The 26,942-nt window shown below is 75.0% G+C and carries 13 protein-coding genes and 1 pseudogene; 10 read left to right on the top strand and 4 right to left on the bottom strand.

The genetic code is table 11. From position 1 onward, the window contains the following. The first annotated feature begins 46 nt into the window (after nt 1–46). The 7 genes and pseudogenes from AB0O09_RS01335 to AB0O09_RS01305 all read left to right on the top strand — a co-directional run bounded on the left by AB0O09_RS01335 (nt 47) and on the right by AB0O09_RS01305 (nt 19,556). Nucleotides 47–2,302: a hypothetical protein gene (locus tag AB0O09_RS01335; protein WP_363538979.1), complete on the top strand. Its 2,256-nt coding sequence runs from the start codon at nt 47–49 to the stop codon at nt 2,300–2,302. A 153-nt stretch (nt 2,303–2,455) separates the two neighbouring features. Then, a complete protein-coding gene (locus AB0O09_RS01330) occupies nt 2,456–3,337 on the top strand; it encodes a hypothetical protein (RefSeq protein WP_363538977.1) in 882 nt (293 codons plus the stop codon). Nucleotides 3,338–3,341: 4 nt separating this feature from the next. Further along, on the top strand, nt 3,342–16,247 hold the full coding sequence (locus AB0O09_RS01325; RefSeq protein WP_363538975.1) for a hypothetical protein: 12,906 nt from the start codon (nt 3,342–3,344) through the stop codon (nt 16,245–16,247). Nucleotides 16,248–16,379: 132 nt separating this feature from the next. Then, nucleotides 16,380–17,435 carry an NAD-dependent epimerase/dehydratase family protein gene (locus tag AB0O09_RS01320; RefSeq protein WP_363538973.1) on the top strand — a complete coding sequence of 352 codons (1,056 nt, stop codon included), beginning with the start codon at nt 16,380–16,382 and terminating at the stop codon, nt 17,433–17,435. Nucleotides 17,436–17,535: 100 nt separating this feature from the next. Beyond that, a pseudogene (locus AB0O09_RS01315) lies at nt 17,536–18,213 on the top strand (glycosyltransferase family 2 protein); the annotation flags it as partial. After that, the gene (locus AB0O09_RS01310) at nt 18,187–18,876 is read left to right on the top strand and encodes a DUF2064 domain-containing protein (protein ID WP_363539257.1); all 690 of its coding nucleotides are present in this window, start codon (nt 18,187–18,189) and stop codon (nt 18,874–18,876) included. The pseudogene AB0O09_RS01315 and the gene AB0O09_RS01310, both read left to right, overlap by 27 nt. Beyond that, the gene (locus AB0O09_RS01305; RefSeq protein WP_363538971.1) at nt 18,873–19,556 is read left to right on the top strand and encodes a methyltransferase domain-containing protein; all 684 of its coding nucleotides are present in this window, start codon (nt 18,873–18,875) and stop codon (nt 19,554–19,556) included. The genes AB0O09_RS01310 and AB0O09_RS01305 overlap by 4 nt, the downstream gene beginning before the upstream one ends. 77 nt (nt 19,557–19,633) lie before the next feature. Here AB0O09_RS01305 and AB0O09_RS01300 read toward each other — a convergent pair whose 3' ends face one another. Next, complete coding sequence (locus AB0O09_RS01300; protein WP_363538969.1) at nt 19,634–21,016, bottom strand: glycosyltransferase 87 family protein; 1,383 nt, start codon at nt 21,014–21,016, stop codon at nt 19,634–19,636. Nucleotides 21,017–21,194: 178 nt separating this feature from the next. Here AB0O09_RS01300 and AB0O09_RS01295 point away from each other — a divergent pair, with 178 nt between their 5' ends. Next, nucleotides 21,195–22,304, top strand: coding sequence for a molybdopterin-dependent oxidoreductase (locus AB0O09_RS01295; protein WP_363539255.1), 1,110 nt, complete (start codon nt 21,195–21,197; stop codon nt 22,302–22,304). Continuing rightward, complete coding sequence (locus AB0O09_RS01290) at nt 22,304–22,759, top strand: hypothetical protein (protein ID WP_363538967.1); 456 nt, start codon at nt 22,304–22,306, stop codon at nt 22,757–22,759. The genes AB0O09_RS01295 and AB0O09_RS01290 overlap by 1 nt, the downstream gene beginning before the upstream one ends. On the opposite strand, the gene AB0O09_RS01285 is transcribed toward AB0O09_RS01290, so the two are convergent. Then, complete coding sequence (locus tag AB0O09_RS01285) at nt 22,704–23,579, bottom strand: S-methyl-5'-thioadenosine phosphorylase (protein WP_363538965.1); 876 nt, start codon at nt 23,577–23,579, stop codon at nt 22,704–22,706. The genes AB0O09_RS01290 and AB0O09_RS01285 overlap by 56 nt on opposite strands. Before the next feature lie 135 nt (nt 23,580–23,714). Further along, nucleotides 23,715–24,566, bottom strand: coding sequence for a methyltransferase domain-containing protein (locus tag AB0O09_RS01280; protein WP_363539253.1), 852 nt, complete (start codon nt 24,564–24,566; stop codon nt 23,715–23,717). A gap of 59 nt (nt 24,567–24,625) precedes the next feature. On the opposite strand from AB0O09_RS01280, the gene AB0O09_RS01275 reads away from it, so the two are divergent. After that, nucleotides 24,626–25,342, top strand: a complete 717-nt coding sequence (locus AB0O09_RS01275) for a PadR family transcriptional regulator (protein WP_363538963.1) — start codon at nt 24,626–24,628, stop codon at nt 25,340–25,342. Nucleotides 25,343–25,412: 70 nt separating this feature from the next. Here AB0O09_RS01275 and AB0O09_RS01270 read toward each other — a convergent pair whose 3' ends face one another. Continuing rightward, nucleotides 25,413–26,798: an alpha-amylase family protein gene (locus AB0O09_RS01270; RefSeq protein ID WP_363539251.1), complete on the bottom strand. Its 1,386-nt coding sequence runs from the start codon at nt 26,796–26,798 to the stop codon at nt 25,413–25,415. Nucleotides 26,799–26,942 lie beyond the last annotated feature (144 nt).

Raw genomic sequence — 26,942 nt, 5'->3', positions numbered from 1 at the left:
GTCCCCAGTCCCAGGCCAGCCGGCCAGCCCAAGAGAGCGACTCGTCATGATCGTGCTGCCGCCCGACCTCGCCGAAGTGCTGAAGGTCGTCCAGAGCAACGAACACGGATCCGGTGTCGTCTTCCCCGACGCGAACGAAGACCTGCTGGCGGAACTCGCCGACGCCTGGGAGGCGTGGGCCGCCGCCGCCGAACCCGCCATCCGCACCATCGTCGCCAGCGCCAACCGCGCCATGGCCAACATGTCCGGCGCCGCGGCCGAGAGCTTCCAGGGCTACCTGCACAAGTACGCCGGCAGCGACCAGTCGCACGCGGCGACCACCCTCGACGCCGGTGCCGCGATGGCCCAGTCGCTGCGCGGCGCGCACGAGGCCGTCAGCCAGACCAAGTCCGAGATGGTGCGCGAACTCCAGTACGCCAAGGAGTACATGGAGCAGAACCCGGCCGGGAAGCACGACGACATCGCCCAGTCCGAGGGCATCAAGACGGCCGCGGACACCTACAACACCTACGTCGGCCAGGTCGGCACCGGCATCGACACGATGCTGCGGCAGAGCGCCGGACACGTCGAGCGGATGACCAGCGCCGGACAGGTGGCGCGGCTCGGCGGCTCCGGCGGGAGCGACAGCACCTCCCCCACCCGCACCACCGGCCCCAACACCGCACTCGACCCGACCAGCCTGCTGCACCCCACCGCCACCACCGGGATCGACTCGCTGGCCACCGGCGCCACCCTGCCGGGCGGCCCCGGCCCCGCGATGCCTTCCGGACCGCTCTCCGCGCCGTTCGACCCCGCCTCGGGCATGCCCTCCCCCGGCATGCCCGGCGGCGGGTTCGGCGGCGGAGCACCCGGCGGCGGGTTCGGCGCAGGCAGTGCGGGCGGCGCGGCCGCGTACAAGCCCCAGCTCAGCGCACTGAAGCCCTTCCAGCCGCCGGCACCCGTCCCCTTCTCGGGCAGCCTCGGTGGTGGCGGCGGCTCGGCCGGCGGCTCCGGAGGCGCACCCGTCTTCTCGCCGCTGACCCCCCGTCTCGGCCTCGCCGGCCTCACCGACCTGCCCGGCTCCTCCGGCTCCCTCGGTGGTACGGGCGGCAAGGGCGGCTCGGGCACCCTCGCGCCGTGGAACCCCCCGACCCCGGGCGGCCCCGCGATCGGCGGGCCGGGCGGAGCGATCGGCGGGCTGCCGCTCGGCGGCATCGGCGGGCTCGGCGGCCGTGTCGGCGGCGCCACCGGGGGAACGCGTTCCACCGCGGGCGCCTTCAAGCCGCTGACCCCCGGCGGCGTCGGTGGTTTCGGAGGCGGCCCGGGCGGCAGCCGCGGCCTCGGCGGCGTCGGCGGTGCCGGTGGCCTCGGCGGGGGCGCGGCCGGAGGCCGCGGTCTCGGCGGCGGCGGTGGTGTCGGCGCACTGGGCGCAGGCGCCTCCGCGAAGGGGTACGCCACCCGGGCCGGACTCGGCGCCGGCGGCCTCGGCGGGGCGGAGGGCGGCCTGCGGGCCGGCGGCACCGGTGCCGCCGGGTACGGCCGCTCCGAAGCCGGCGCCACCGGCACCGGCCGCGGCACCGGCCCCGCCGGCATGGCCGGGGCCCACGCCCCGGGCGGCATGGGCGGCGCCGGCGGCCGCGGCGAGAAGCGCGGCGGCAACCGGTTCGTCCGCCCGACCCGCTTCGGCTGCGAGGGGCCGGAGGACGAGGACGAGACGCTGCTCGGCGACCGCGGCATCACCGGCCAGGCCGTCCGGCACGAGGAGGGCGACCGCCACTGGGAGCGGATGCGGCGCCGCTGGCTCGACTCCGCCCGCACCGAGGGCCCGGCCCCCCAGGCCCCTGCCGCCGCGGGCGCGGAGACTCCGGCGGAACAGAACACCCTGCTCAACCAGCTGACCACCGCCCTGCTCGGTCCCGAAGCGGGCACGGACGGCGCCGCCACCGACACGGCCGCGGGCTCCGACAACGGCAGCGGTGGCGGCAGTGGTGAGGGCGGGTCCGCGGCGTCCGGCGGCGAGCGGCCGGCGCACGGCTCCCGGGACGAGGGCACCGGCACGTCCTCCTCGCCGGACGAGGACTACCTCGACCGCGCCCGGTCCGTCGCCGCCCGCCGCGGCCGCCCGGACGACGACACCCCGGCGGCCTCAGCCGCCACCGGCACGGGGTCGGGAGCCGACGGCGCAGACAAGCCCGCCGAGCGGGCCCCGCTCCGTCAGGAGGGCGGCTACCAGGTACCGAGCCCGTTCCTGCGGGCCGCACTCGCCCGCCTCGCCACCTCCGGCGGCGCGGACGGTGCCGCCCCGGGCGGCGCGGCCTCGTAACCGACCGGCCGTCGTACGGCCGCCGCACACCCCGCAGCCTTCCCACCGCCGTCCGCCCGCTCCCACGAGCGGGCGGACGGCCGGCACGAACTGGACGAACCCATGGATGAGCAGACAGGCGCAGAACAGGCTCACGCCGTACTGCGCGAAACCGTGAGCAGCCCCCGCCTGCAGGAAGCCGCGCTGCAGCCGACCGAGGCATGGGAGGTCGCCGAACCCACCGCGCGCCTGCAGCCCATGGAACACGTGCAGATGGCCGAACCCACCGCGCGCCTGCAGCCCATGGAGTCCGCCCACCTCGCCGAACCCACCGCCCGTCTGCAGCCCATGGAGTCCGCCCACCTCGCCGAACCCACCGCCCGTCTGCAGCCCATGGAGTCCGCCCACCTCGCCGAACCCACCGCTCCCCTCCAACCCATGGAGCGCGGCGTCCCGATGGCCGAACACACTGCCCGGCTGCGGCCCGACGCGGTGGAGGCGTCCCCGACGCAGACCACCGCGCTCGCCGCGACGGCCCGGACCGCCCCCGACGCCCAGGTGAAGCGGCTCGCGCCGACCACCGCCGCCGCGGCGCAGTCCGGCGGATCCGCCGGCAGCGGCTTCGAGGTGAATCCGGAGCAGTACCGCGCCGCGGTCAGCCCGGTGCTCGCGGCGGCCGACCAGCTCACCCAACTCGTCACCGGGCTCTCGGCGTTCCTCGACCACACCCAGTCGACGGCCCCGTGGGGCAACGACGAGTCCGGCAAGAAGTTCGCGGAGGGCGAGAAGGGCTACCTGCGGTACAGCACCGACACGCTCAAGGGCCTCAAGGGCATGCCGGAGGCCGTCCGTTACGTCGCGGACGGCCTCAAGGCCATGGCCGAGAACTACCGGGCGACCGAGGAGGGCACCACCTCGGTCTTCCAGGGCGGCGGAACCGACGGCGTGTCCGTCCCCCAGACCGGTTCGTACAGCGCGCCCGTCAACGTCACCTCTCCGGGCGCCACCCTGCGCGACATCGCACAGGCCCACCCGTCCACCACCCGAAGGGCCTGATCCGATGGCGGTCGAACTCCCCGAGCCCCTGCAGTGGGTGCTCCTCCTGCTGGCGGGCACCCGCTGGCCGGAGGCCGACGAGGACATGCTCCGCGACATGGCGGAGCGCTGGCGCGACGGCGCCAAGACCCTGGAGGACGCCGGACGCTCCGCCGACTCCGCGGTGAAGCGTGCGCTCGACGGCCAGCGCGGCGCGGCCGCCGACGCCCTGGGCAAGCACTGGTCGCAGTTCACCACCGGCAAGGGCACCGAGGCGGAGCCGGGGTACTTCCCCGGTCTCGTCCAGGCCTGCAACGGCATGGGCGACATGCTGGAGGCGATGGCCAACTCCGCGGAGACCGCGAAGATCCAGATCGTGGCCCAACTCGGCATCCTGGCCTTCGAGATCGCCACCGCGGAGGCGGAGGCGCCGTTCACCGCGGGTGCCTCGCTGGCCGAGATCCCGGTGTTCGTCGGCATCAGCCGCACCGCCGTCCAGCAGATCCTGAAGCAACTGCTGAAGGAGACGCTGCAGTTCGCGGCGAAGCAGGCCGCGCAGATGGCCGCGATCAACCTGCTGGCCCAGGGCATCGAGGTGATGGAGGGCCACCGCAAGAGCGTCGACATGAAGGAGCTCGGCCAGAACGCCCTCGGCGGTGCCGTCGCCGGTGCCAGCGGCCACCTGATCGGCAAGGGTCTCAGTGCCGGCGGGTCGAAGCTCGGCCTCAGCAGCGTCATGGAGACCACCGCGGGCCGGATGGCCCACGGCGCAGCCGTCGGCGTCGGTGCTGACGTCTCCACCCAGCTCATCACGACCGGTCACGTCGAGGGCGGCAGCCTGCTCGGCTCCGGACTGAGCGGCGGTGCCTCGGTCGGCCTGCACCGCGGCGCGGCCGCCGTGAAGGGCCACTTCAACGGCCCGCCGAAGATCCCCACCCCGCACGCCGGCCCCGAGGGCGCCGGCGGCGCCACCCCCGGAGCGGGCGGCGCACCGGTCTTCTCCAAGTCGGACTCCGGCTCGTCGAGCTACCGCGGACCGTCCGCCGAGGGCCTGTCCGGCGGCTCGCACGAGGCACCGGCCTCGACCGGCTCGACCGGTTCCGCCGGTTCGGCGGGCGGCTCCGTCGGCGGTCACTCCGCCACCGGCCTGACCGGGGGCTCCAACGGATCCACCGGCTCGTCCGGTTCGGCCGGCACGAGCAGTTCGGCGGCTACCACGCACGGCGGTGGCGAGGGCGGCGCGAGCCGTCCCGAGAACGCACCCGCGCCGGCCTCCGGCACCCGGGGCCTGGTCCCGTTCGGCTCCGACCGTCCCGCGCCCGTCGCCGAGCACACCCCGGCGAACGAGACCGCCGCGGCCGGGCAGCCGACCCCGCACACGGCCGACCGTCCCGCACCCTCCGCCGAGCACACCCCTGCGCCCGAGACCGTTGCCGCCCCGGCCGCCGCCCGTGGCGACTCCGCCGAGCCTGCGCCGCGTCCCGCAGAACCCGTGCACCAGGTCTCCGAGAGCACGCCGCGCGCCCCCGAGACCACCCCCCGGGGCACCGAGCACGCACCGGTCACGCACGAGCAGGCTCCCGGGCAGATCCACGAGCAGGCACCGCCGCAGGCCCGTCAGGACGTCCAGCCGTCGCCGCACGCGACCACGGGCGAGACCCGCACGGCGCCGGCCGACCCGGCCCCGGCACACGAGTCCCGGCCCGCCGCCGCGGATCACGCCGGTGACCGGGCGCCGGTCGCCGACCGGCCGACGGCGGCCCCGGTCCACGAGGCCCCGGCGCCGAGCCGCGAGACCTCCGTGCCCGCGCACGATGCGCCGGCCCCCGTCCACGAGACCCCGGTGCACACGCAGCAGACCGCTGCCCCCGTGCACGAGACGTCCGTCCCGACCCGCGACACCTCCGTGCCCGTGCACGAGACGCCCGTGCACGAGACGCCTGCGCACGTGCCCCCCGCGCACGAGACACCGGTGCACACGCAGCAGCCGACCGGGGCCGTCCACGACACGCCGACGCCCGTCCACGAGACGCCCGCCCCCGCGCAGCAGACCCCGTCCCACGTCCAGCCGGGCACCGGCCCCGTCCACAACACGGCACCGCCCGTCCACGAGACCCCCGTCCACGAGGGTGCCGCGGAGCGTCCGGCGGCGGCCGTGCCGCACACGGCGGCTCCGGCCGCGGCCCCCGCGCAGGGCCATGTCGCGGGGGGCGGCGGCGAGCACCGTGCCCCGGCCCCCGAGTCGGAAGCCCCGGCACCGGCGTCCAGCCGGCTGGACGGCACCGGCCCGCTCGGCGGTGCCCCGCACCTGGCCACGCCCGGTGGCGACACGCACCTCAACGGCGGCACCCGGATCTCGGGCGGTCAGACCCAGGGCAGGCCTGCGCCGGAGACCGTGCCGGGGAACGTCGTTCCCGACAACGCGGCGTCCACCGTTCAGCAGCCGGCGGGCACGCCGCCCGTGTCGGGCGGGTTCATGCCCGGCCCGGTGCCGGGTGGCGGCTCCGCCCACACGGCGGGCGGCGGCGCCCGTACGCCCTCGCCCCACGCCACGACCGGTCCGGTGTCGCAGCGCCCGGTGGAGCCGACCCCGCAGCCCGGAGGCGGCACCGTCCGGCCGGGCGCGGGCCGAACGTCCGACACCCACGTGCCGCCCCCGCCCCCGCCGCCGCAGCACCAGGCGGGCGGGACTCCGCGGACCCTCGGCGACCCGAACGGGTCCTCGTCGTCCGCGCCCCGCACCGGTCGGACCGGCGACGAGCACCTCCCGCCGCCGCCCCCGCCGCCGTCGGGGAACTCCCGGATCCGTCCGATCGACGAGGCGCCGACCCCGGACGAGCTGGCGCAGCTGCACCAGCACCCGGCCGGCCCGTCGCTGATCCACCCGCCCATGGCGGATCCGGCGGCGCTGGCCCGGTACAAGAGCGACAACAAGTTCAACTTCAAGCTGACCGGCGAACTGCGGACGGCGGCGAACACCCTGCCGAACAACTCGTGGGGACGGCACGACTCGGGCGTCCAGACGCCGAACGGCCGGCCGGACGTCAAGGTCAGCCCGTACTCGCAGTCGTTCAAGACGCACCTCGACCCGCTGACCCTCAAGGCCCTGCACTCGGATGCCGCCGGCGCGATCACGGAGCCGCTGCGCAACGAGCTCGGTGCCGACGCCATGGTGTACCAGGGCAACCAGGTGCTGGAGGCGGCGGGCAACCTGGACTTCCGTACGCAGGAGCACTTCCAGCAGCAGGAGATCCGCCGGAACGTGCTGGAGCGCCTGGCCCGCCAGGACTCGCAGCAGACCTGGCACCCGGTCGGCGAGCAGCGGGTGAACGACCACCTGGACGGCTCGACGTCCGCGATGGACGGCGTGAACCGGCTGCTGGGCGGACACGACGGCCACCCCGGCTTCGACGGCATCGTGCTGGGCGAGAAGCACAGCGCGTCGCCGAGCTGGCGCTTCCTCAGCGAGAACATGCAGGGCCTGAAGGCCGCGGGCGTCGACCGGATCTACGTCGAGTCGCTCCGCGACGACGCCTTCCAGCAGCACCTGAGCGACTTCCAGCGCCCCGGCGGCACCATGTCGCCGAACCTGGAGAAGATGCTCCGCACGTACGACCGCAACCTGACCTCCCCGCCCGGCCACGGCCTGTACGAGACCGTGGTGCGCGCGAAGGAGGAGGGCGTGACGATCCACGCGGTGGACGGCTACCCGGCGCGGCGGCCGCACGAGTTCGGGCCGCAGGCGCTGGAGGAGCGGGCGCGGCTACTCAACTCCTACATGAACCACGCCATCACGGAAGGCGGCGGGACCGGCAAGTACGTGCTGGTCACCGGCAAGGCGCACGTCCACGAGCACGCGAACAGCAACGGCCACCGGATCCCCGGTGTGGCCGAGATGCTGGGCGCCCCGTCGGTGCGGCTGACCGACGGGGGTTCGCCGAACCCGAACGGGGCACCGCACGACGCGACCGCCGGCACCGACTCCGGGAACATGCGCCTCGGTTACCTCCCCCGGGAGTCGACCGGGCAGGACCCGGCGAACGCGGCCCAGCAGCACGGCAACGGCGCCCCGCCCGCTCCGCCGGCCCCGCCGGTGCCGCACCAGGGCGGGGGCGGCTCCTCTCAGCAGGCCCACGGCCTCGGTACCGACAACACACCCGCGCCCCCGGCCCCGCCGGTGTCGCACCAGGGCGGGGGCGGCTCGTCCCCGTCGACCCGGAGCCTCGGCGGCGACACCACCCCGCCGGCCCCGCCCGCCCCGCCGACCCAGCAGCACACGGCCGGATCCTCGCAGTCCGGCCACCGGACCCCGCCCGCGACGACGCCGAACACCGCGCCGGCCTCCGGCCACAACGCCCCGGCGACCGGTGGCCACCACGCGCCGTCGACGACCGGCCACACCAACCCGCCCGCCGCCGGCCCGCACAACGCACCGTCGACCAGCGCCCACGACCAGTTCCTCGACCGGCAGAAGCAGGCACGCGACGCCGAACTGCAGGCACTGTCCGGCAGGTCCCCGGTGCGCGACGCGGTGGACCAGCTGGGCCGCGAGCAGCGGGCGGTGGCGACGCCGCCGCCCGGCGCCGACCGGCTGCGGCAGGACCTGCCGACCATGTCGCCGCAGGAGCGGACCCGGGAGCTGGCCGGCCTGACACCGGAGAACCGGCGCTGGCTGGCCCGCGACCCGCAGACGGTGGATGCGCTGAAGAACGCGCTGCCGCCGAAGGAGTTCGCGAAGACCGCGGCGGAGCTGCTGGTGCACGTGGATCCCCGCGCGGAGCGCGCGCCCTCGGCACGGCAGGAGGCGCAGCAGCAGATCGCCCGGATGCTCCAGGACCCGGAGACCGCCGCGCGGCTGCTGAAGAACGGCGCCGACGTCGTGGTGGTCCCGAAGGACGTGCGGATGCCGGACGTCCCGGAGCTGAACAACCTGCGCGGGGTGCACAACAACTCCTCGGCGGGTGCCGGCCGCGGCTACGACGACATGCGCGGCTCCGGCGGACGCCACTCGGCGATCACCGAGGAGAACCTGCTCGGCGAGCACACCCCGATCGGGCACGGCGGGCACTACGAGGACGGGTACTCCACCACCACGCACGAGTTCACCCACACCGTGCACCGGTACGGCCTGGACGCGCACGACCAGAAGCTGATCACCGACACCTTCAACCAGAAGCACGGCGACCCGAACGCCGCCTGGCCGGACGGTCCGCGCCACGACGGCAGCGGGAAGCCGGTCGACAACTACTCCTCGCGCGACGAACAGGAGTACTTCGCGCAGGTCACCAACGCGTACCTGGGCACCAACCACGGCACCGACCCGTACACCGGCCAGCCGCGCAACAACGGCGCGGACTGGGTGCGGCAGAACGAGCCGGCCATGCTGCCGCTGCTGGAGAAGCTGTACGGCAAGGACCCGGGGGCGGTGCACGGCGGGCCGGCCAACCCGGTGCACGCCACCACGGCCGAGAACCGGATGTACGAGGGCTTCCGGGACTTCATGGACCGGGTCGACGGCAACGGGAGCAACCCCCCGGCCCAGCAGCCGCCGGCCACGCCGCCGCCGGCCCCGTCGGCGGGCAACGCCGGTCAGCACGGCGGGAGTTCCTCGCACCTGCCCCCGCCGCCGCCGAAGGCGCCGGGCTTCGGCAGCAAGCCCGCGGCGGACGACGGCTACTCGCACAAGATCGACGGCGAGAAGACCTTCGACGCGATCAAGGACTTCCTGCCGGACTCCGCGGAGTTCGACAAGGTCAAGGACAGCCTGAAGAAGTACGAGCGGTCCGCGCTGATCGACGGCGACACCGACGCGATCCTGCACGCGTACCAGCAGCAGAAGCAGCTGCACGTGGACGTGCTGCGCCGCAACGTGCCCGAGCAGCTCGACGCGGTGAACCACCGGCTCGACGAGATCGCCCAGCAGGCACCGGACCGCCAGGCCGAACTGGCCGGCGAGAAGCACAACCTGGAGACCGCGAAGGCCCACCTGGAGGACCAGCGGGACCGGCTGGCCGTCTACGAGCACGAGTTGGCCCGGCTCAAGGGCGAACCCAAGTCCGGCACCGCGGAGTTCAAGGCACTGCAGGACGCCCGCGCGCAGGCCGAGCCGCGGATCGCCAAGGACGCCATGGCGCGGATCGAGGAGCAGCGCAAGGCTGTCGCCGACCTCCGGCAGGAGGCCGTCCAGCGGCGCGACGACGCCGAGACCGCCTACCGGAACGAGAGCAACAAGCGGACCGCCACCGGCTCCACCAAGGAGACCGCGGCGGAGGCGGCCGCGAAGACCACCCGGAACGTCTTCGCGAGCCGGGTCGAGGACCTCAGGGTCCGCGAGGAGGAGCTCGCGCAGGACCTCCGGGCGCGCAAGGACGCCCTCGCCGGGAACTACGGGGCGACGCCGCCCAAGCCGAAGAAGGGCGCCGAGCACGAGCTGACCGACGGTGCCTACCGCGCCGCGTTCGGCTACTCGGACCACGGGGTGATGGCGGGCGAGCCGCACGCCGAGAAGACCGTCCGCCGGATGGAGGACGGCAAGGTCAAGCTCGGCACCGCGGTCGTCAACCGCAACCACGTGGTCGCCGACTACATGGTGCACAAGTACGTGACGGCCGCCGTGTTCAAGGCCCGGTCGTTCGGCGACGAGCAGCACCGGGCGGAGGCGTCGCGGACCTTCTCCGACTTCGCCGACACCATGGCGCCCGACCAGCACCGCGTGCTCGACAAGGCCGGCAAGCAGGCCGCCAAGCGGCTCGGCGCCAACGACCAGGAGCACGCCGCGCTCGCCTGGCGCGACCTGGCCTACACCGCCAAGGACGTGGACCTGGGCAAGGCCTACGGCAACGACAAGCTGGAGGCCGCCTTCGCCCCCGCGAAGCTGGACGACCCGGCGAGCGCCGTCGCGGCCAGGGACGAGGTGCGCGACCAGCTCGACCGCTCCGGACTGGAAGGCCCGGTCAAGGCCGAGTTCGACCGGTACGCGGACACCGTGGAGCGGTTCTCCGGCGACCCGTCGCCGCAGCACCTGACGCAGATGAAGGATGCCCTCGCGGACGTCCGCACCAAGGTCCGCGAGCAGGCCGTCGAGGACCTCGCCGTGATCCACGGCGTCACCGGGCCGCGCCACCTCGACGACACCGTCGCGGCGGCCCGGCAGGCCGCCGCCGAGCCGCCTGCCGGCCGCGGCAACTCCCCGGCGCACCAGCGGCTGGCCGACCGGCTCGACGACCTGGCGCGCTCGTACGACCGCCTCGGCCAGGACCGGCAGGACCTGAAGGGCCTGGCGAACGAGCTGCGCAACGACCCCGGCGCGGTGCGGCCCGAGCGGCTGGAGGCGTTCGCCGACGCGCTGCCGAACGAGCGCGACCAGCTGCGGCAGGACGAGGTGGACCGGCGCCGCGAGGAGGCGGCGCAGACCCTCAAGCCCGGTGGCACCGCGGCCGCCCAGCAGAAGGCCGCGGAGAAGCTGCTGCCCAAGGCCGACGCGGACATCGCCGCCGTCGCCCGGCAGTACGGCGGCGGCTTCCCGCGGGCCGGCGCCGGGGAGAAGCACCCCGCCGGCCTGTTCGACCAGGCCGTGCAGGCCAAGGTCGAGGACGTGCCGAAGCTGATCGAGGAGATCACCGCGGGGCTGTCCAACAGCGCCTCCAACCTGCGCTTCGGCGACGAGCTGACCAACAAGTGGATCCAGAACTTCCTCGACCCGCACGTGATCCGGGACCAGGACGTGCTGACCGCCGTGGCCAAGGGCGACCTGCCGCCCGAGGCGCTCTACTCGCCGCACACCCTGGACCTGCTGCGCGGCCTGCGCACCCTGGAGGACACCGGTCTGGCCCCGCGCGAGCTGCGCGACCTGATGGCCCCGAAGACCGAGGCCGACATGGTCGACCTCCACCAGCCGGGCCAGAAGCCGAGCGCCAGCGCGGTCAACATCGCCGACGAGCACGGCATGCTGAACCACGCGGGCGGCAGGACCCCGGTCTCCTCGTCCGGCGACTTCACCCGTCAGCCCGGGCAGTCCGCGAACCCGGTGGTCGGCTCCGAGGCGCTGCACGACCCGGCCCGCGACGCCCGGCCGGGCGCGGAGGGCCACGAGATCGGCACCACCCCGCCCCCCGCGACGCCCCGGCCCCCGGCGAGCCAGGACACCGACGTGGTGATGGCCTCGGCGGACCACGGCACGCCCACCGGGACGCAGGACCACGACACGCCGATGCTGTCGCAGGACCAGGACCACCCGATGGCCTCGCAGCAGACCGGCCGGCCGGAGAAGCGCCGGGTCGACCCGGACGACGACATGTTGATGCCCGACGCGCCGCCGTCCAAGCGCCAGCAGACGGGCGCCGTTCCGACGCCGCCGCCCCCGCCGCCGGTCTCCCGCTCCACGGCGGGCGACCACGGCGGGACGGGTACGCGCGGATTCGGCTCGCTGCCCTCGCCCCCGCCGCCGCCCGGCACCCACACCCAGGCCGCCGGGACCCACCACGCGGGCGCCGGGGCCGGGACTCCGCACCAGCCGGCGGCCGCACACGACGGCGCGCCCGAGCACCACGGCCAGCAGCACGAGGGGCCGCAGCACGAGGCCGACCCGCATCAGCACCACGAGGACACCGACCGGCAGCCGCACGACGACCAGCAGGTGCCGCCCGTGGAGCCGCTGCTCCCGCCGGTCGGCACCCCCGAGTACGGGATCATGCACGACCCGGGGAGCTTCCTGCGGGACACCCCGCTCGGGGTGGACTTCGGCTCCGGGCTGAGGCTCCGCACCGAGGGGCTGCAGCAGCACCAGGTCAACTCCTTCCTCGCCAAGTTCGAGGGCAGTGACCGGCACTGGTTCGCGCTCGTGCGCGACCCCGCCCGCAGCACGCCCGACAAGGACGCCTTCGTGCTGACCCCTGCGTGGGAGAAGTACGCCCAGCACAGCGAGGAGTTCCGGCCCCCGGCCGGCGTCCGCCTGCCCGACCCGATGCCCGACCACCACTACGTCACCGCGCTGTACGCCCCGTACAAGTCCGGGACGGCGGGCGGCGACCACACCATCGGGCACGTCGAGGTGCCGTTGCACCCGGACCCGGCGCGGCCGGGCGACGGGCTGGTCTTCACCGGTGGCATGAACGGCTGCGCGTTCGTCGCCACCGACGTGAACCCGCACACCGACACCTTCCAGCTGTGGCACTTCCAGTCGTACTCGGCGAAGAACAACCTGATCGGCGGCGCCGACTTCCGGGCCGGGAAGACCGTCACCGACTGGTTCGGCCCCGACGAGTACCGCTCGCCGCACCCGTTCACCTTCGAGGTCACCAACGTCCTGCACCACGGTCCCGACGGCTGGCACGTCACCAGCCAGGAGTCGGTGCAGGAGCACGGCAACCCGCACATCGGCAAGCAGACCACCCGCCCGTTCAGGCTCGACCCGCCCAGCGAGGCGGATCGGGTGCAGATGACGGTCGGCCCGTACCACATCAACGCCAAGGAGCAGGTCGAGCGGTTCGACGACCTGGCGAACAAGCTGCAGAACAAGCTCCCGCCGGCCACCGACCCGAAGTTCCTCACCGTCCGCAACGAACTGCTCGGACAGCTCGGCGACCTGCGGGGCCGGCTGGTCGCCCAGGCCGACGCCGTCGGCGCGCTCACGCAGCCCGGCACCACCATGCAGCAGGTCCACGACGGCGCGGCCGCACTGCAGCAGCAGGCCGCCGTCGACCGGCAGCACGCCCAGGACGAGTCGATGCTCTTCACCGCCCGGATGAGCGCGCTGGGCCAGGCCAACCCGCGCTTCCACGAGCTGGAGGCCCTGAAGCGGCAGCTGTTCGACGAGTTCGCACCGCAGGACGAACGGTCCTGGCTGTCCGTCATGTCCCGCGACAGCGAAGGCCAGTTGCAGAGGCTGGCCGAGGAACAGCACCAGCACGACCCCGCTCCGGGCTTCGGCTCGCTGCCCTCGGCCCAGCCGCCGGACGCCACCCACGGCACCGGTGCGTCCGAGCACCGGCAGTCCCGTGCCATGGACGTCGACGAGCCCGCCCCGGCCGTCCCGCACCGGCAGGACGCGGACGGCGACACCGTGATGCAGGAGCGCTCCGAGCCGAACAGCCGCAAGCGCGGACGGGACGAGGACGACCGGCCCGTCGCCGAACGGGAGGCGAAGCGGCAGCGGACACCGTCGTACGAGAACAGCGACGCCGTGATGCACGACCGCGGCTACCAGGCCGTGGGCACCCGGCATCCGTTGACGCAGGACCTGATGGGCTACCTCGGCGGCGAGCCGAAGGTGCATCCGCCGATGAGCTCCTCGCTGCTCGGGAAGGTGAACCCGCATGCCGCGCCGGTCCACCCGGGTGAGGGCTTCCGACCCGGCAACGACCTGAACGCCTGCCTGGAGAACGTGGAGGCCTACCGGGACACCCACTTCGGCCGTCCCCGGGTCTCCGGGCAGACGCTGCACGGGAACGTGGAGCCGATTCCGGGCAACACGCTGTGGAAGCGGCACGACGGCCCGGCGCTGTTCGGCGAGGGCGACGCCGCGGTCCGGAAGCTGATGGAGAAGGTGCAGGCCGGCGGGCCGGGCAGCTTCGCCACCGTGCTCGGCGCGGGCAAGGAGGGCGCGGGACACGCGGTCGCGCTGGTCCACGACCGCGACGGGCAGCTGCGGTGGGCCGACCTGACGGACCGCAAGGTGACTCCCGCGACCGGAGGGATGCCGGAGAACTTCCGCTCCGACTGGACGGTGTGGGCGTCGGTCGCCGACCCGCACGAGAACAACATCTCGGGCCCGCACGACCCGAACTTCATGGACACCTACTCGACCTTCACCCGCCCCCCGGCCGAGCACGCCCCGGAGCCGATGGACGTGGACGCCTTCGGCACCGTGCCGCCGTCCGAGACGGTGGGGCGGTCCACCGGGGACGCGCCTCCGCCGCCGCCCCCGCCGCCCGCCTTCCGCACCGGCCCGGTGGCGCGCAGCGGTCACCTCCCGCCGCCGCCCCCGCCGTCGTCCGTCGACCACACGGCGACCGGCCACACGGCGGACCAGCACACCCCGATGGACGTCGACCCGCCGGCGCCGGCCGCCACGCCCCCGCGCAGGACGCTGGCGGTCGCCGTGCAGACCGTGGTCGTCGGCACCGACCACGCCTCGCCGCACGGGCGGGACGTGTACCTCAGCGAAGTGCTGCCCTCCAACGACCGGCCGATGACGCGGTTCGGCACCGACCAGCGCTCGCACACCGTGCCGTGGGCGCTGACCCGGCGGGCGGCGAGCGGCCTCGCCGGGCGTTCCGCGGAGTCGGTGTGGGCCGAACTCACACAGGACATCACGGAGTTCAAGAAGTTCCCGCCGGAGCCCAAGGGCGCCGCGGAGAAGGACTACCCGGCGGTCAAGGCACGCTGGGACGACATCGTCGCGCGGCTCGACCAGCTGCCCGCGGATCCGTCGCGCCGGCAGTCGCTCCAGGAGTGGCACCGCGACCTCGGCGACCTGGTGTCCGGCTACATCGAGCTCTCCCAGATCACGTCGTTCGCCTCGTTCGCGGACGGCCGGGCGGTCGGGCACGGCGAGGCGGGGATGCTGGACCGCCTCGGCGCCTTCCAGCGGGGTGAGGGCCCGGCGCCCCGCACCGACGAGGTCGTGGGCACCCTGCTGGACATCAAGCAGACCGCCTCGCTCTCCGAGAAGGACGTCGAAACGGCCAAGGAGCACCTGATCCGCAGCCTCCACCGGGCGTACCCGGAGTACATGACGCCCGCCAACCGCGCCGACATCGAGAACCAGCTCGGTCTGCAGCCGGTGACGGTGCAGCCGCCCGGGCAGCTGCCGGACGGTACGACCGGCTTCTCCCGCTACGAGCTCAGGGCGGAGCTGGTCGCGGACATCGGCGCCCACCCGGGCGACCCGTCGCGGATCGGGCGGATCGTGCTCAGCGAGCAGTCCCGCCCTGACACCCAGTTCGGCAGCAACCAGTACTCGCACGCCGCCTCCTGGTCGCTGATGCGGGAGTCGCTGCTCTCCTTCGAGGGCAGGCCGCGCCAGGAGCTGGAGAGCTGGCTCGGCAACCGGTTCGACGAAATGCAGGACCACGTCGAGGGGCCGATGTCGCGGGCGGTCGACCACGCCCGCCAGGAGCTGGCCAAGCTGAACACGTACCCGCAGCACGAACGGGAGACCCGGGTCGGCGACCTCGTCCGGATCTTCGTCAGCGCACACCAGAGCCTGCCGCACACCACCTTCGTGGACCAGCTGCAGCTCGGCAGTGCCACCTCCAGCGGCGAGCTCGACTTCTCGCTGCGCGGCGGGGACCGGCACGACGAACTGGTGGCGAGCCACTTCGACGGCGCGGCGCCGTTCAACAGCGGCGACGACAGGCTCGTCCGCTCCTACCGGAGCTGGCAGACCATGGCGGAGACCCTGGGCCCGGTCGGACCGGAGACCGTCGACCTGGTGGCCGGACGGACCTTCACGGCCAAGAACCTGGCCCAGCTGCGCGCCTCGGCCGCGCAGAACCCGGTGAACCAGGAGGTCGGACAGCGCTACCTCCAGGGCGTCCTGGCGTGGGACCGCGCGGTCACCACGGCGTTCCCGAACGACGGCGGCAACGCGGTGACCTCGACCTGGCAGGCCCACCGCCACGAGTTCACCATGGACCGGTTCGGCCGCCCGACCGACCCCGCCGTCCACCGGCAGGTGCAGGCCTGGTTCGACGAGCTGAACACCTCGCAGCGGCCCAGCGACGCCGCGGACGCGATCCGCGGCCTGACGGAGTACTACCGGGTCCGGAGCGCGGGCGGCCGCCGCGGCACCGAACGGGCGGCCCTGGTGGCGGCGATGGAGCTGGTGTCACCGCCCGCCCGGGTCGCCGGCGGCAAGCGCCCGGGCGACGCCATCGGCGACGACCTCGCCTCGCAGTTCAGGAGGATGAATCCCGACGACGACAGCTGACCGCGCAGCCGGGCGGCGGCACCCCGCCGCCGCCCGCAGGCGCACGCCGGGACGGCCCGGTCGGCTTACCGAAGGATGACGTGCTGTCCGGCACCGCTCCGACGGCCGGTCCGGCCGGTAGCGTCGCCGGACATGAGGATCCTCGTCACCGGCGGTGCCGGTTTCATCGGTTCGGCGGTCGTGCGTTCGGCCGTGACGGCGGGCCACGAGGTCAGGGTGCTGGATGCCCTGCTGGAGGCGGTCCATCCACCGGGCGCCATCCCCGACCTGCCGGCGGGCGTGGACCTCCGGCACGGGGACGTGCGCGACGCGCCCACCGTGGAACGGGCCCTGGCCGGGGTGGACGCGGTCTGCCACCAGGCGGCGATGGTCGGTCTCGGCCTCGACCTCCGCGACGCACCGGACTACGTGGGCTGCAACGACCTCGGCACGGCCGTCCTGCTGTCCGCCATGGCCGGCGCCGGGGTACGGAAGCTGGTGCTGGCCGGCTCCATGGTGGTGTACGGCGAGGGCCGCTACGCCTGCCCGGTGCACGGGGACGTCGCACCCGGCCCGCGGCGTCCGGCCGACCTCGACGGCGGACGGTTCGAACCGCCGTGTCCGGTGTGCGGCGAGGCCCTGCGGCCGGGTTCGGTGACGGAGGACGCCCCGACGGACCCGCGCAACGTGTACGCCGCGACCAAACTCGCCCAGGAGCACCTCGCCTCGGCGTGGTCCCGCGCCTGCGGCGGACGGGTCATCACCCTCCGCTACCACAACGTCTACGGGCCGGGGATGCCGCGCGACACGCCCTACGCCGGGGTGGCCTCGCTGTTCCGTTCGGCGCTGGCCCGGGGCGAGGCGCCACGGGTGTTCGAGGACGGGGGCCAGCGCCGCGACTTCGTCCACGTCGGGGACGTCGCGGCCGCCAACCTCGCCGCCCTGTCCGGCATCGGCGCCCGCCCCGAGGGCGGCTCCCGCGCGTACAACGTCGGCAGCGGCGAGGTGCGAACGGTCGGCGAGATGGCGCAGGCGCTGTCGGCCGCCTGCGGCGGCCCCGCCCCGGTGGTGACGGGCCGGTACCGTCTGGGTGACGTCCGGCACATCACCGCGGACTCCTCACGGATCCGCCGGGAACTCGACTGGCGGCCCGAAGTCCCCTTCGGGGCCGGCATGGTGGAGTTCGCCGCCGCCCCGCAGCGGGTGTGAGCACCACGGGCGGGCGCGGCCGCACCCCCGGGACGGCGTCGCACTTCCGTAAGGCGTGGAGTACACCGCCGGCCCGCCCGCCGCGGTTAGCGTGACCGGTGTGACCCCTCCCCCTGCGTCCCCGACGGACGTCGACGTCGTCCTCCCCTGCCTCGACGAGGCGGCCGCCCTGCCGTGGGTGCTCGGCCGGATCCCGGCCGGCTGGCGGGCGATCGTCGTCGACAACGGCTCCCACGACGGCTCCGCGGAACTGGCCCGCTCGCTCGGCGCGACGGTCGTGAGCGAGCCCCGGCGCGGCTTCGGCGCCGCCTGCCACGCCGGGCTGCTGAGCGCCACCGCCGACCTGGTCTGCTTCATGGACTGCGACGGCTCCCTCGACCCCGCCCAACTCCCCCGGGTCACCGGCCCGGTGCTGGCGGGCGAGGCGGACCTCGTCCTGGGCCGCCGCCGACCGTCCTCCCCACGGGCCTGGCCGGTGCACGCCCGCCTGGCCAACACCGTACTGGCCGGCCGTCTGCGGGCCCGCACCGGCGCCCGGCTGCACGACCTCGGCCCGATGCGGGCCGCCCGCCGGGACCGGCTGCTCGCCCTCGGCCTCGGCGACCGGCGCTCGGGCTACCCGCTGGAGATGGTGCTCACCGCCGCGGCGGCCGGCATGCGGATCACCGAGACGCCGGTGGACTACCTGCCCCGGGCGGGCCGCTCCAAGGTCACCGGCACCGTCCGCGGCACCGTCCGCGCCGTGCACGACATGCGGGCGGTCCTGGCCGCACCCCCGCCGACCCTGCTGGTCATCGCCAAGGCCCCCGTCCCGGGCCGGGTCAAGACCCGGCTCACACCGCCCTGGACACCCGAACAGGCCGCCGCGCTGGCAGGGGCCGCCCTCGCCGACACCCTGCACACCCTCTCCGCCGTCCCGGCGGGCCGCCGGCTGGTCGTGCTCGACGGCCCCCCGGGCGACTGGCTGCCGCCCGGCTGGGAGGTGGTCCCGCAGTGCGACGGAGGATTGGACGCCCGCCTCGCGGACGCCTTCGCGCACGCCGAACGGCTGGCCCCCGACGCACCCGCACTGCTCGTCGGCATGGACACCCCGCACCTGCGGGCCGAAACCCTGTCCGCACCGCTGTCCGCCGTCGCACGCACCGGCGTCGACGCGTGGTACGGGCCGGCCACCGACGGCGGCTTCTGGGCGCTCGGCCTCACCCACCCCACCGGGCGACTCGCCCGACAGCTGCTGCTCGGCGTCCCGATGTCGACCGGCGGAACGGGCCACGTCCTGCTCGAACGGCTGACCACCGCCGGCCTGACGGTCCGGCACCTGCCGCCCATGACCGACGTGGACACCCACCGGGACGTCCGCACGGCCGCCGCCGAGGCACCGGACGGCCGGTTCGCCGCCTGCCTGCGCTCGCTCGCCCCGGCACAAGAGGCGACCGGATGACCGCCCCCGCCGTCCCCTGGGTGGACGACCCGTTCAGCCACGCCGTCCGGACGGGACGCGGCCCCCTGTGGCTGCGCCGCCCGGAGGGCAGCCGCATCGCACTGGACATCGAACGATGGTGCGGACCCGCCGCCGGGGCCGACCACGACCTCCTGGCGCGCTGCACCCGGCTCTCCGCACCGGTCCTGGACGTCGGCTGCGGCCCGGGTCGGCTCGTCGCCGCCCTCCTCGGCCTCGGCGTGCCCGCCCTCGGCGTCGACATCACCACCGCCGCCGTCGCCCGGACCCGCCGCATCGGCGGCCTCGCGCTGCGCCGCTCGCTCTTCGACCGGCTGCCCGGCGAGGGACGCTGGGGCGGAGTCCTGCTCGCCGACGGCAACCTGGGCATCGGCGGCGACCCCGACGCCGTGCTCCGCCGCGGCGCCGAACTCCTCGCCCCCGGCGGCACCCTGCTGGTCGAGGTCGAAGCCGAGGAGGTCGACGAGCGGACGGCCGTCCGGGTCGAAGGCCCCGACGGCCGGCTGGGACCGCCGTTCACCTGGGCGCGGCTCGGCACGGCCGCGACCGTCCGCCGGGCGCACCGGGCCGGACTGGTCGAGGCGGAACGCTGGACCTCGCACGGACGCCGGTTCCTCGCCCTGCACCGGGCACCGGACGGCGGACGGCCCTGCGGAAACTGAGCCGGCGCAGCCGGACGGCCCCCCTTCGACCGCGCCGTGACGGCCGGTCGGACAGGCGGCCGTCCGGGGGGGGCGGCTCACCTGCGGTCCGGCACCGGAGTCACCCCGGTCCGCGGCCCGTCGACCGCCCCCCGCACCACGGCCCGCCGACGCAGCCGACGCCACCACGCCACCCCGAGCACGCACACCAGCGCCGCACCGTACGCGACCTGCTGGACCGCCCCGCCGCCGGCCAGGTAGAGCACCTGTCCGGCCGCCGGCACCGCGAGCCACTCCCGGCGGCCGTCCAGCGCCACCAGCGCGACCACCAGCAGCCCGTACCAGGGGTAGGCCGGCGCGACGACCAGCAGGGCCGTCCCGGTCACCACCAGGGCGCCGCGCCACGGACGCCGGGGGTCGCCGCACCGCAACACCCACAGCACCACCCCCGCCAGGACCGCACCGGCCGCCCAGGGCGCCCACCCGTCCGGCACCACCAGGCGCAGCAACCCGAACCGGCCGAGGTGCTCCTGCCCGTACCCCTCCTCCTGCAGGTACCCCGGCAGGTACCCCAGGACCGCCGCGCCGGAGCGGGCCGCGTACGGCAGGTACGCCAGCACGAACACCCCGGCAGCGGCACCCGCCAGGACGAGGTGCCTCCTCACCGGACGCCCGGACAGCAGGCCGGACAGCGCACCCGGCAGGGCCAGCGCCGGCAGCAGCTTGGCGGCGACCGCCGCGCCGGTCAGCACCCCGCCGCCCACCGGACGCCCGCGGGCGACCCGGCCCAGCCCCGCGACCAGCAGCAGGGCACCGAGCGTGTCGACGTGCGCGTCGTTCACCGCCCACACCGTGATCCCGGGGCACCACCCCCACACCGCGGCCCGGCGACTCCCCCGCCCCGAGAACAGCAGCACACCGGTCGTGGCGACCGCCAGCAGCGCCCCCGCCCCCTGCACCCCGCGCACCCCGCCGCCGAACGGGTGCACGGCGAGGAACCACGCCTCGGCGACCGGCGGGTAGATCGTGTGCACGGCCGGCCGGTTGATCCTGGTGCAGTCCCCGGCCGCCGTCCGCCGCTCGTCCCAGCCCCGGCAGCCGTCCCCGGCGGGGAACAGACCGCCGTCCCGCAGCCGGAAGAGCGCGGGGTCGTCCGGCGCGTACACGTAGGGCGAGATCCCCGCCGCCTGCACCCGCCCGTCCCACACGTACCGGTACGCGTCGTCGCTGGTACGCGGCGGGGCCAGCAGTCCGACCGCGGCCACGAGAACGCTCCCCGCCAGCACCAGCGGCGCAGCCCGACGGGCCGGCACCCGCCGCAGCAGCACCAGGGCGAGCGCGAACAGCACGGCGTCGAGCGCGTACCAGCCGTACAGCGCCGTCCGCCCGCCCAGCGTTCCGCCGACGGTCACGGTCAGGGCCAGGGCCGCCACCAGGGCGGCGAGGGCGAACACACAGGGCAGTCCGGTCCGGGTCGTCACGGGCCCACCCTGCCAGCCGGCACCCGCGCGCCGGCCGCGGCGCAGCCGCCGTTCGGATTCCGTAAGCACGTCGCACCTCCTTCCGGGCGCCCCGGAGCGCTTCGATGAAGGGGTGGAATCCAAGCCCTCCGGCGTCCCCCGCCGATTCGACCCCGCCCTGCCGCCGCCGCCCGCGTCCCTGCGCCGCGGCCCCTTCCGACCCGGTGCGTTCCGCTCCCCCCTGCACGAGCCGCGGACGACGGTCGTCCTCGGCCGCTGGCTCGGCGCCGCACTGCTGGTCTGCTTCCTGACCGGGCTCGCCAGCCACCTGCTCCAGGACCCGCCGGCCTGGCTGTCCGGCGCGCTGCCGGCCCGCCCGGCGAACGGCTACCGCGTCACCCAGGGCCTGCACGTGATCAGCGGCATCGCCGCGATCCCCCTCGCAGGGGCGAAGCTCTGGGCCGTCTACCCGCGGCTCTTCGAGTGGCCGCCGGCGCGCAGCGTCCTCCACGCGCTGGAACGGCTGGGCATCGCCGTGCTGGTCGCCGCCGTGCTGCTGGAACTGTTCACCGGGCTCCTCAACACGCTGCAGTGGTACCCGTGGCCGTTCCCCTTCCGGCAGACCCACTTCTGGCTCGGCTGGCTGGCGACCGGAGGCCTGCTGGTCCACCTCGCCGTCAAGGCCCCGCTGATCGCCCGGCACTGGCGCCGGCCCCCGGTGCCGCTGCCCGGTCGGCGCGCCTTCCTGACCTCGGTGACCGCCGCCACCGGGCTGGTCACCCTCACCACGGCCGGCCAGAGCGTGCCCTGGCTGCGGCACCTCGACCTGCTGGCGCCGCGCCGCCCCGACATCGGCAGCCAGGGCCTGCCGGTCAACCGCACCGCGGCCCAGGCCGGCACCCTCGCCGTACCCGCCGACTGGCGGTTGGAGGTCGTCGGCCCACGCCCCTACCGGCTCACCCTCGCCGAACTCGGCCGGCTCCCCCAGCACGAGGCCGTGCTGCCGATCTCCTGCGTGGAGGGCTGGAGCGCGAGCGCACACTGGGGCGGCGTCCGGATCACCGAGCTGCTCGCCCGGGCCGGCGCGCCCGCCGGCTCCGCCGTCCGCGTCACCTCGCTGGAGGCCGACGGCCCCTACCGGGTCATGGAGATGCCGCCGCAGTACGCCGACGACCCGCTCACGTTGCTGGCGCTGCGCGTCAACGGCACCACCCTGAACCCGGACCACGGCTTCCCCGCACGGATCGTCGCACCGAACCGGCCGGGCGTGCTGCAGACCAAGTGGGTCACCCGGATCGAGGTGCTCTGATGGCCTCCCCGCTCCGCGCCGCCCTTCTCACCGCAGGCCTGGCGATGATCGGCTTCGGCACGTACGGGCTGCTGAACGACGCCTACATCACGGCGCCGGCGGACGTCCTGGTGTGGGCGTTCGGCGCTCTGCTGCTGCACGACGGCCTGTGGGTGCCGCTGCTCTGCCTCGCCGGCGCGTACCTGGCCCGCGGTCCGGTGCTGCGCGGCTGGCTGACCGTCACGGCCGCGGTCACGGCGGTCGGCCTGCCCGCCGTGCTGCGCGCCGGGGACGACCACGGCAACCCCTCGCTGCTGCCGCTGCCCTACCTGCGCAACTGGCTGCTGGTGCTGGCCGCCACCGCCCTCGTCGCCCTGGCCGTCAGGCTGGTGCGGCGGTGGCGGCACGGGACCGGCCCGGTCAGGCGCCCGGCAGCCCGGGAGGAGCGCCCGGCACCCCCGGAAGACCGGTCGTGAGGCCGTCGAGCGCGTGGGCGCAGGGGCACTCGCGCTCGACCGGCAGCAGTTCCACCGCCTTGAAGAGCACCGTGCGCAGCCGCTCCACGTTCCGTGCGAACTCCGCGAGCACCTCGGTGTGGGTGACGCCCGCACCGCTCTCCACACCCGCGTCCAGGTCGGTCACCAGCGCGATCGAGGTGTAGCAGAGCCCGAGTTCACGGGCGAGGACCGCCTCCGGGTGGCCGGTCATGCCCACCACCGACCAGCCGTTGGCGGAGAACCAGCGGGACTCGGCCCGGGTGGAGAAGCGCGGGCCCTCGATCACCACCATCGTCCCGCCGTCCACCGCCTCCCAGGCCGCACCGGCCGCGGCCGCCAGGGCGGAGCCGCGCCCGTGCGGGCAGTACGGGTCCGCCGCCGACACGTGCACCACCTCCGGCACCGAGCCGTCCGGCAGCGGCTGCCCGTCGTAGTACGTCTGCACCCGGCCGGAGGTGCGGTCCACGAACTGGTCCGGCACCACCAGCGTCCCGGGGCCCAGTTCGGGCCGCAGACCGCCGACCGCGCACGGCCCGAGCACCTGCCGCACACCGAGCGAGTGCAGGGCCCACAGGTTCGCCCGGTAGTCGATCCGGTGCGGCGGCAGCCGGTGCCCCCGACCGTGCCGCGGCAGGAAGGCGACCCGCCGGCCCGCCACCTCCCCCACCGACAGCGCGTCGCTCGGCTCGCCGTAGGGCGTGGTCACCCGCACCTCGGTCACGTCCGCCAGCAGCTCGTAGAGTCCGGAGCCGCCGATCACACCGATCTCGGCCGTGGGCCGTTCCTGAATGTCCGTCACGCGATTCGTCCTTCCCGGTCGACGTGCCGCCACTGTAGGAGCGGGAACCCGGCCGGGCGGCCGTGCAGGGCCTTACGGTTCGCGAACGTCACCCCCCGACCCGGCGCCCGACCGGCCCCGGACGGCCACCCGGCCTCAGACGCGGGCCGCGGTGATCAGCCAGGTGGCCGAGGGGTACAGCACGCCGTCGGCCGTCTCGTGGGCGCGCAGGGTCGTCCGCAGGTCGTCCAGGGCACGTGCGCGGCGCGCCCCGTCGAGGTCCGCCAGCATCCAGCCGAGCAGCCCGCTGACGAACCGGTGGGCGTCCTCGGCGTCGGCCCCGAAGCGCATCGGTGCGGTGAGCGGCTCGACGTGCGGCTCGGTGAACCCGGCGCCGGCGAGCAGGCCGCGCACCCGGTCGGGGTCGGACAGCGAGAACGGCCCGGGGGCGCCGGGAGGCGGCGCCGGCAGGTCCCGGCCCGCCGCCATCGCCGTCGTCAGGGCGAGGAACCACGCGTTCAGCGACCGCGGCTGCCAGACCAGTTGCACGAACCGGCCGCCCGGCCGCACCGCGCGGGCGATGTTGCGGAACGCGGCCGCGTGGTCGGCGAAGAACATCGTGCCGGTGCGGCTGACGGCGAGGTCGAACCCCCCGGCCGGGAACGGGTGGATCTGGGCGTCCGCCTGCTCGAACCCGACACGGCCGAGGCCCTGCTCCGCCGCGCGGCCGCGCGCCACCCGCAGCAGGGCCGCGGACAGGTCCACGCCGAGCACCCGGCCCGTCGCCGCCCGGCGCGCGACTTCACAGGTGATCTCGCCGGCGCCGCACCCGACGTCGAGCACCCGGTCGGCCGGGCGGACCGCCGCGGCCTCCAGCAGGGGTGCCCGGTAGCCGCGCAGCGAGCGGTCGAAGCGGTCGGCGTGCTCGGCCCAGTAGGTGCCTTCGTCGCCGTCCCAGGCCCGGGCCTGCTCGGCGTTCGACGGGTCGACCTGCAGCGTCCCGGTCATCTCGACCACCGCCCTATACTCCCAATGGGACTATTTCGGTCTAACCCCGAGGGGTCGCGATGTCAAGGGAACCCGCGCTCACCACGACCTCCTACGCCGTCCTCGGCCTGCTGTCGGTGCGCCCGTGGAGCACGTACGAGCTCGCGCGCCAGATGGACCGCGGTCTGGGCCGGATCTGGCCCAGGGCGGCGAGCAAGATCTACGAGGAGCCGAAGAAGCTGGTCCGCCACGGCCTGGCCAGGGCCGAGCGGGGTTCCGTGGGCCGGCGGCCGCGCACCGTCTACGCCATCACGCCCGAGGGCCGCGACGCGCTGGCCGGGTGGCTCGGCGAGCCCGGCGCCGGCCCCGTCCTGGAGGCGGAACAGCTCCTGAAGGTCTTCTTCGCCGAGTCGGGAAGCACCGCCGACACCGCGGCCACCCTGCGCGCGGCCCGGGAGTGGGCCGTCGAGCGGAACCGGGAGAACCTCGCCGCCGCCCGCGCCTACGCCGCCGGCGACGGTCCCTTCCCCGCGCGGGCCGCGCAGACGCTGCTGGTCGGACGCTTCCTCACGGACTACTACCGGCTGGTCGCCGACTGGGCCGAGTGGGCCGGCGCGGTCGTCGACCGGTGGCCCGACGACCCGCGCGACGCGGCCGCGGACCCGGACGAGCTGGCGGAGACGGCCCGGCGGGCCGCCTGGAGTGCACCCGAGGACGGACCGGCCGCCGCACCGGCCGGGCCGGCCGGGCCGGCCGGGCCGGTGCGGGGCCGGCTCCCGGAGGACTTCCGCCCGTAGTCCCGGGAGACGGCGGCACGGGCTCCGCCGCCGGGTCGCGGAGCCCGTGCCGGTCGCGCCGGCCCCGGTGTCAGTTGCCGGCGCCGACGTACAGGGCGACGGCGTCGCCCGCGCCGACCGTGGCCGTGAAGGTGCCGTTGGCCGCGACGGTGTAGCGGGTGCCGTTGCAGCCTCCGCCGCTGCTCGGGTCGGCGTGCTGGACGTCGCAGTAGCTGCCGGCCGGGAGCGAGGTCTGGAAGGTCCGGGTGATCGGGCCGGTCTCGTGGTTGATCGCCACGTAGCCCTTGCTGCCGCGGCCGAAGGCGATCGCGTTGCCGCCGTTGGACCACCAGTTGGTCACCGCGGTGCCGTTCACGGCGTTGCGGAAGCCCACCATGTTGGCGATCTGGCGCCACTCGTGCTGGCACTTCCAGCCGTTCTGGTAGCACGCGGTGACGGTGCCGCCGTTCGGCGGGCCGGCGTCGATGTCGCTGAACTCGTACCCGGAGTAGACGTTCGGCGATCCGTACGGCCAGGCCAGCAGGTAGACGTTGGCGAGGGTGTAGGTGTTGCCGTACTTGTAGTTGAGGGTCGAGCCGTTCCGCTCGGTGTCCCAGTTGTCGGTGAAGGTGCGGGAGTTGCCGCTGGGCAGGTAGCCGGCGCCCCAGGAGTCGTTCCAGTTGCTGAGGTAGGCGAGCTTCTCGTTGGTGAAGATCCGCTTGAGGTCGTAGGCGCCCATGAAGGCGTCGACGTCGCCGGTGCCGGTGTACTCGCCGGGCTGGACGGCCTCGCCGGCGGCGTAGATGACCTCCTGGGCCCAGTAGATGCCCGGGTTGGTCAGCTTGGCCTTGATGGCGGAGAGGTCGGCGGCCGCGATGTGCTTGGCGGCGTCGATGCGGAAGCCGTCCGCGCCCTTGGCGATCAGGCCGTTGAGGTAGCCGGCGATGGTGGAACGCACGTAGTCGCTGCCGGTGTCGAGGTCGGAGAGGCCGGACAGCTCGCAGTTCTGCACGTTGGCGCGGTCCGCGTAGTTGCTGATGTTGCTGCGGCAGGAGTGGAAGTCCCAGTCCTGGTAGTAGCCGGGGTAGGTGTACTTGGAGTACACCGTGCCGCCGGTGCCCGTGCCGCTGCCCGCGCTCATGTGGTTGACGACCGCGTCCACGACGACCTTCACGCCCGCCGCGTGGCAGGTGTTGACCATGGCGGTGAACGCGTTGGCGTCGCCCAGCCTGCCGGCGATCTTGTAGCTGACGGGCTGGTAGGAGGTCCACCACTGGCCGCCCTGGACGTGCTCCTGCGGCGGCGACACCTCCACGTAGCCGTACCCCTTGGGGCCGAGGAAGTTGGTGCACTCCTTGGCGACCGAGGCGTACGACCACTCGAAGAGCGTGGCGGTGACGGTCTTGGTGCCGGGGGTGCTCGCCTGCGCCGCGGTCGGGCAGCCGACCAGGCCGGTGCCGGCGGTGAGGACGGCCAGCGCCGCGGCGGTGGCGGCGCGCCGGGCGCGGCGGGGCCGGGGGCGACGGGGATCGTGTCCGAGCACGACGTTGTCCACGGAGTCTCCTGTGGGGGCGGAGCCGGGCGGGTGGGACGGCCGGAGGCCGGTGGAACGCCCTGCGGG

The organism is Kitasatospora sp. NPDC093679 (assembly GCF_040683455.1).
GTDB lineage: Bacteria > Actinomycetota > Actinomycetes > Streptomycetales > Streptomycetaceae > Kitasatospora > Kitasatospora arboriphila.
This window is presented reverse-complemented; position numbering and strand designations above follow the sequence as displayed.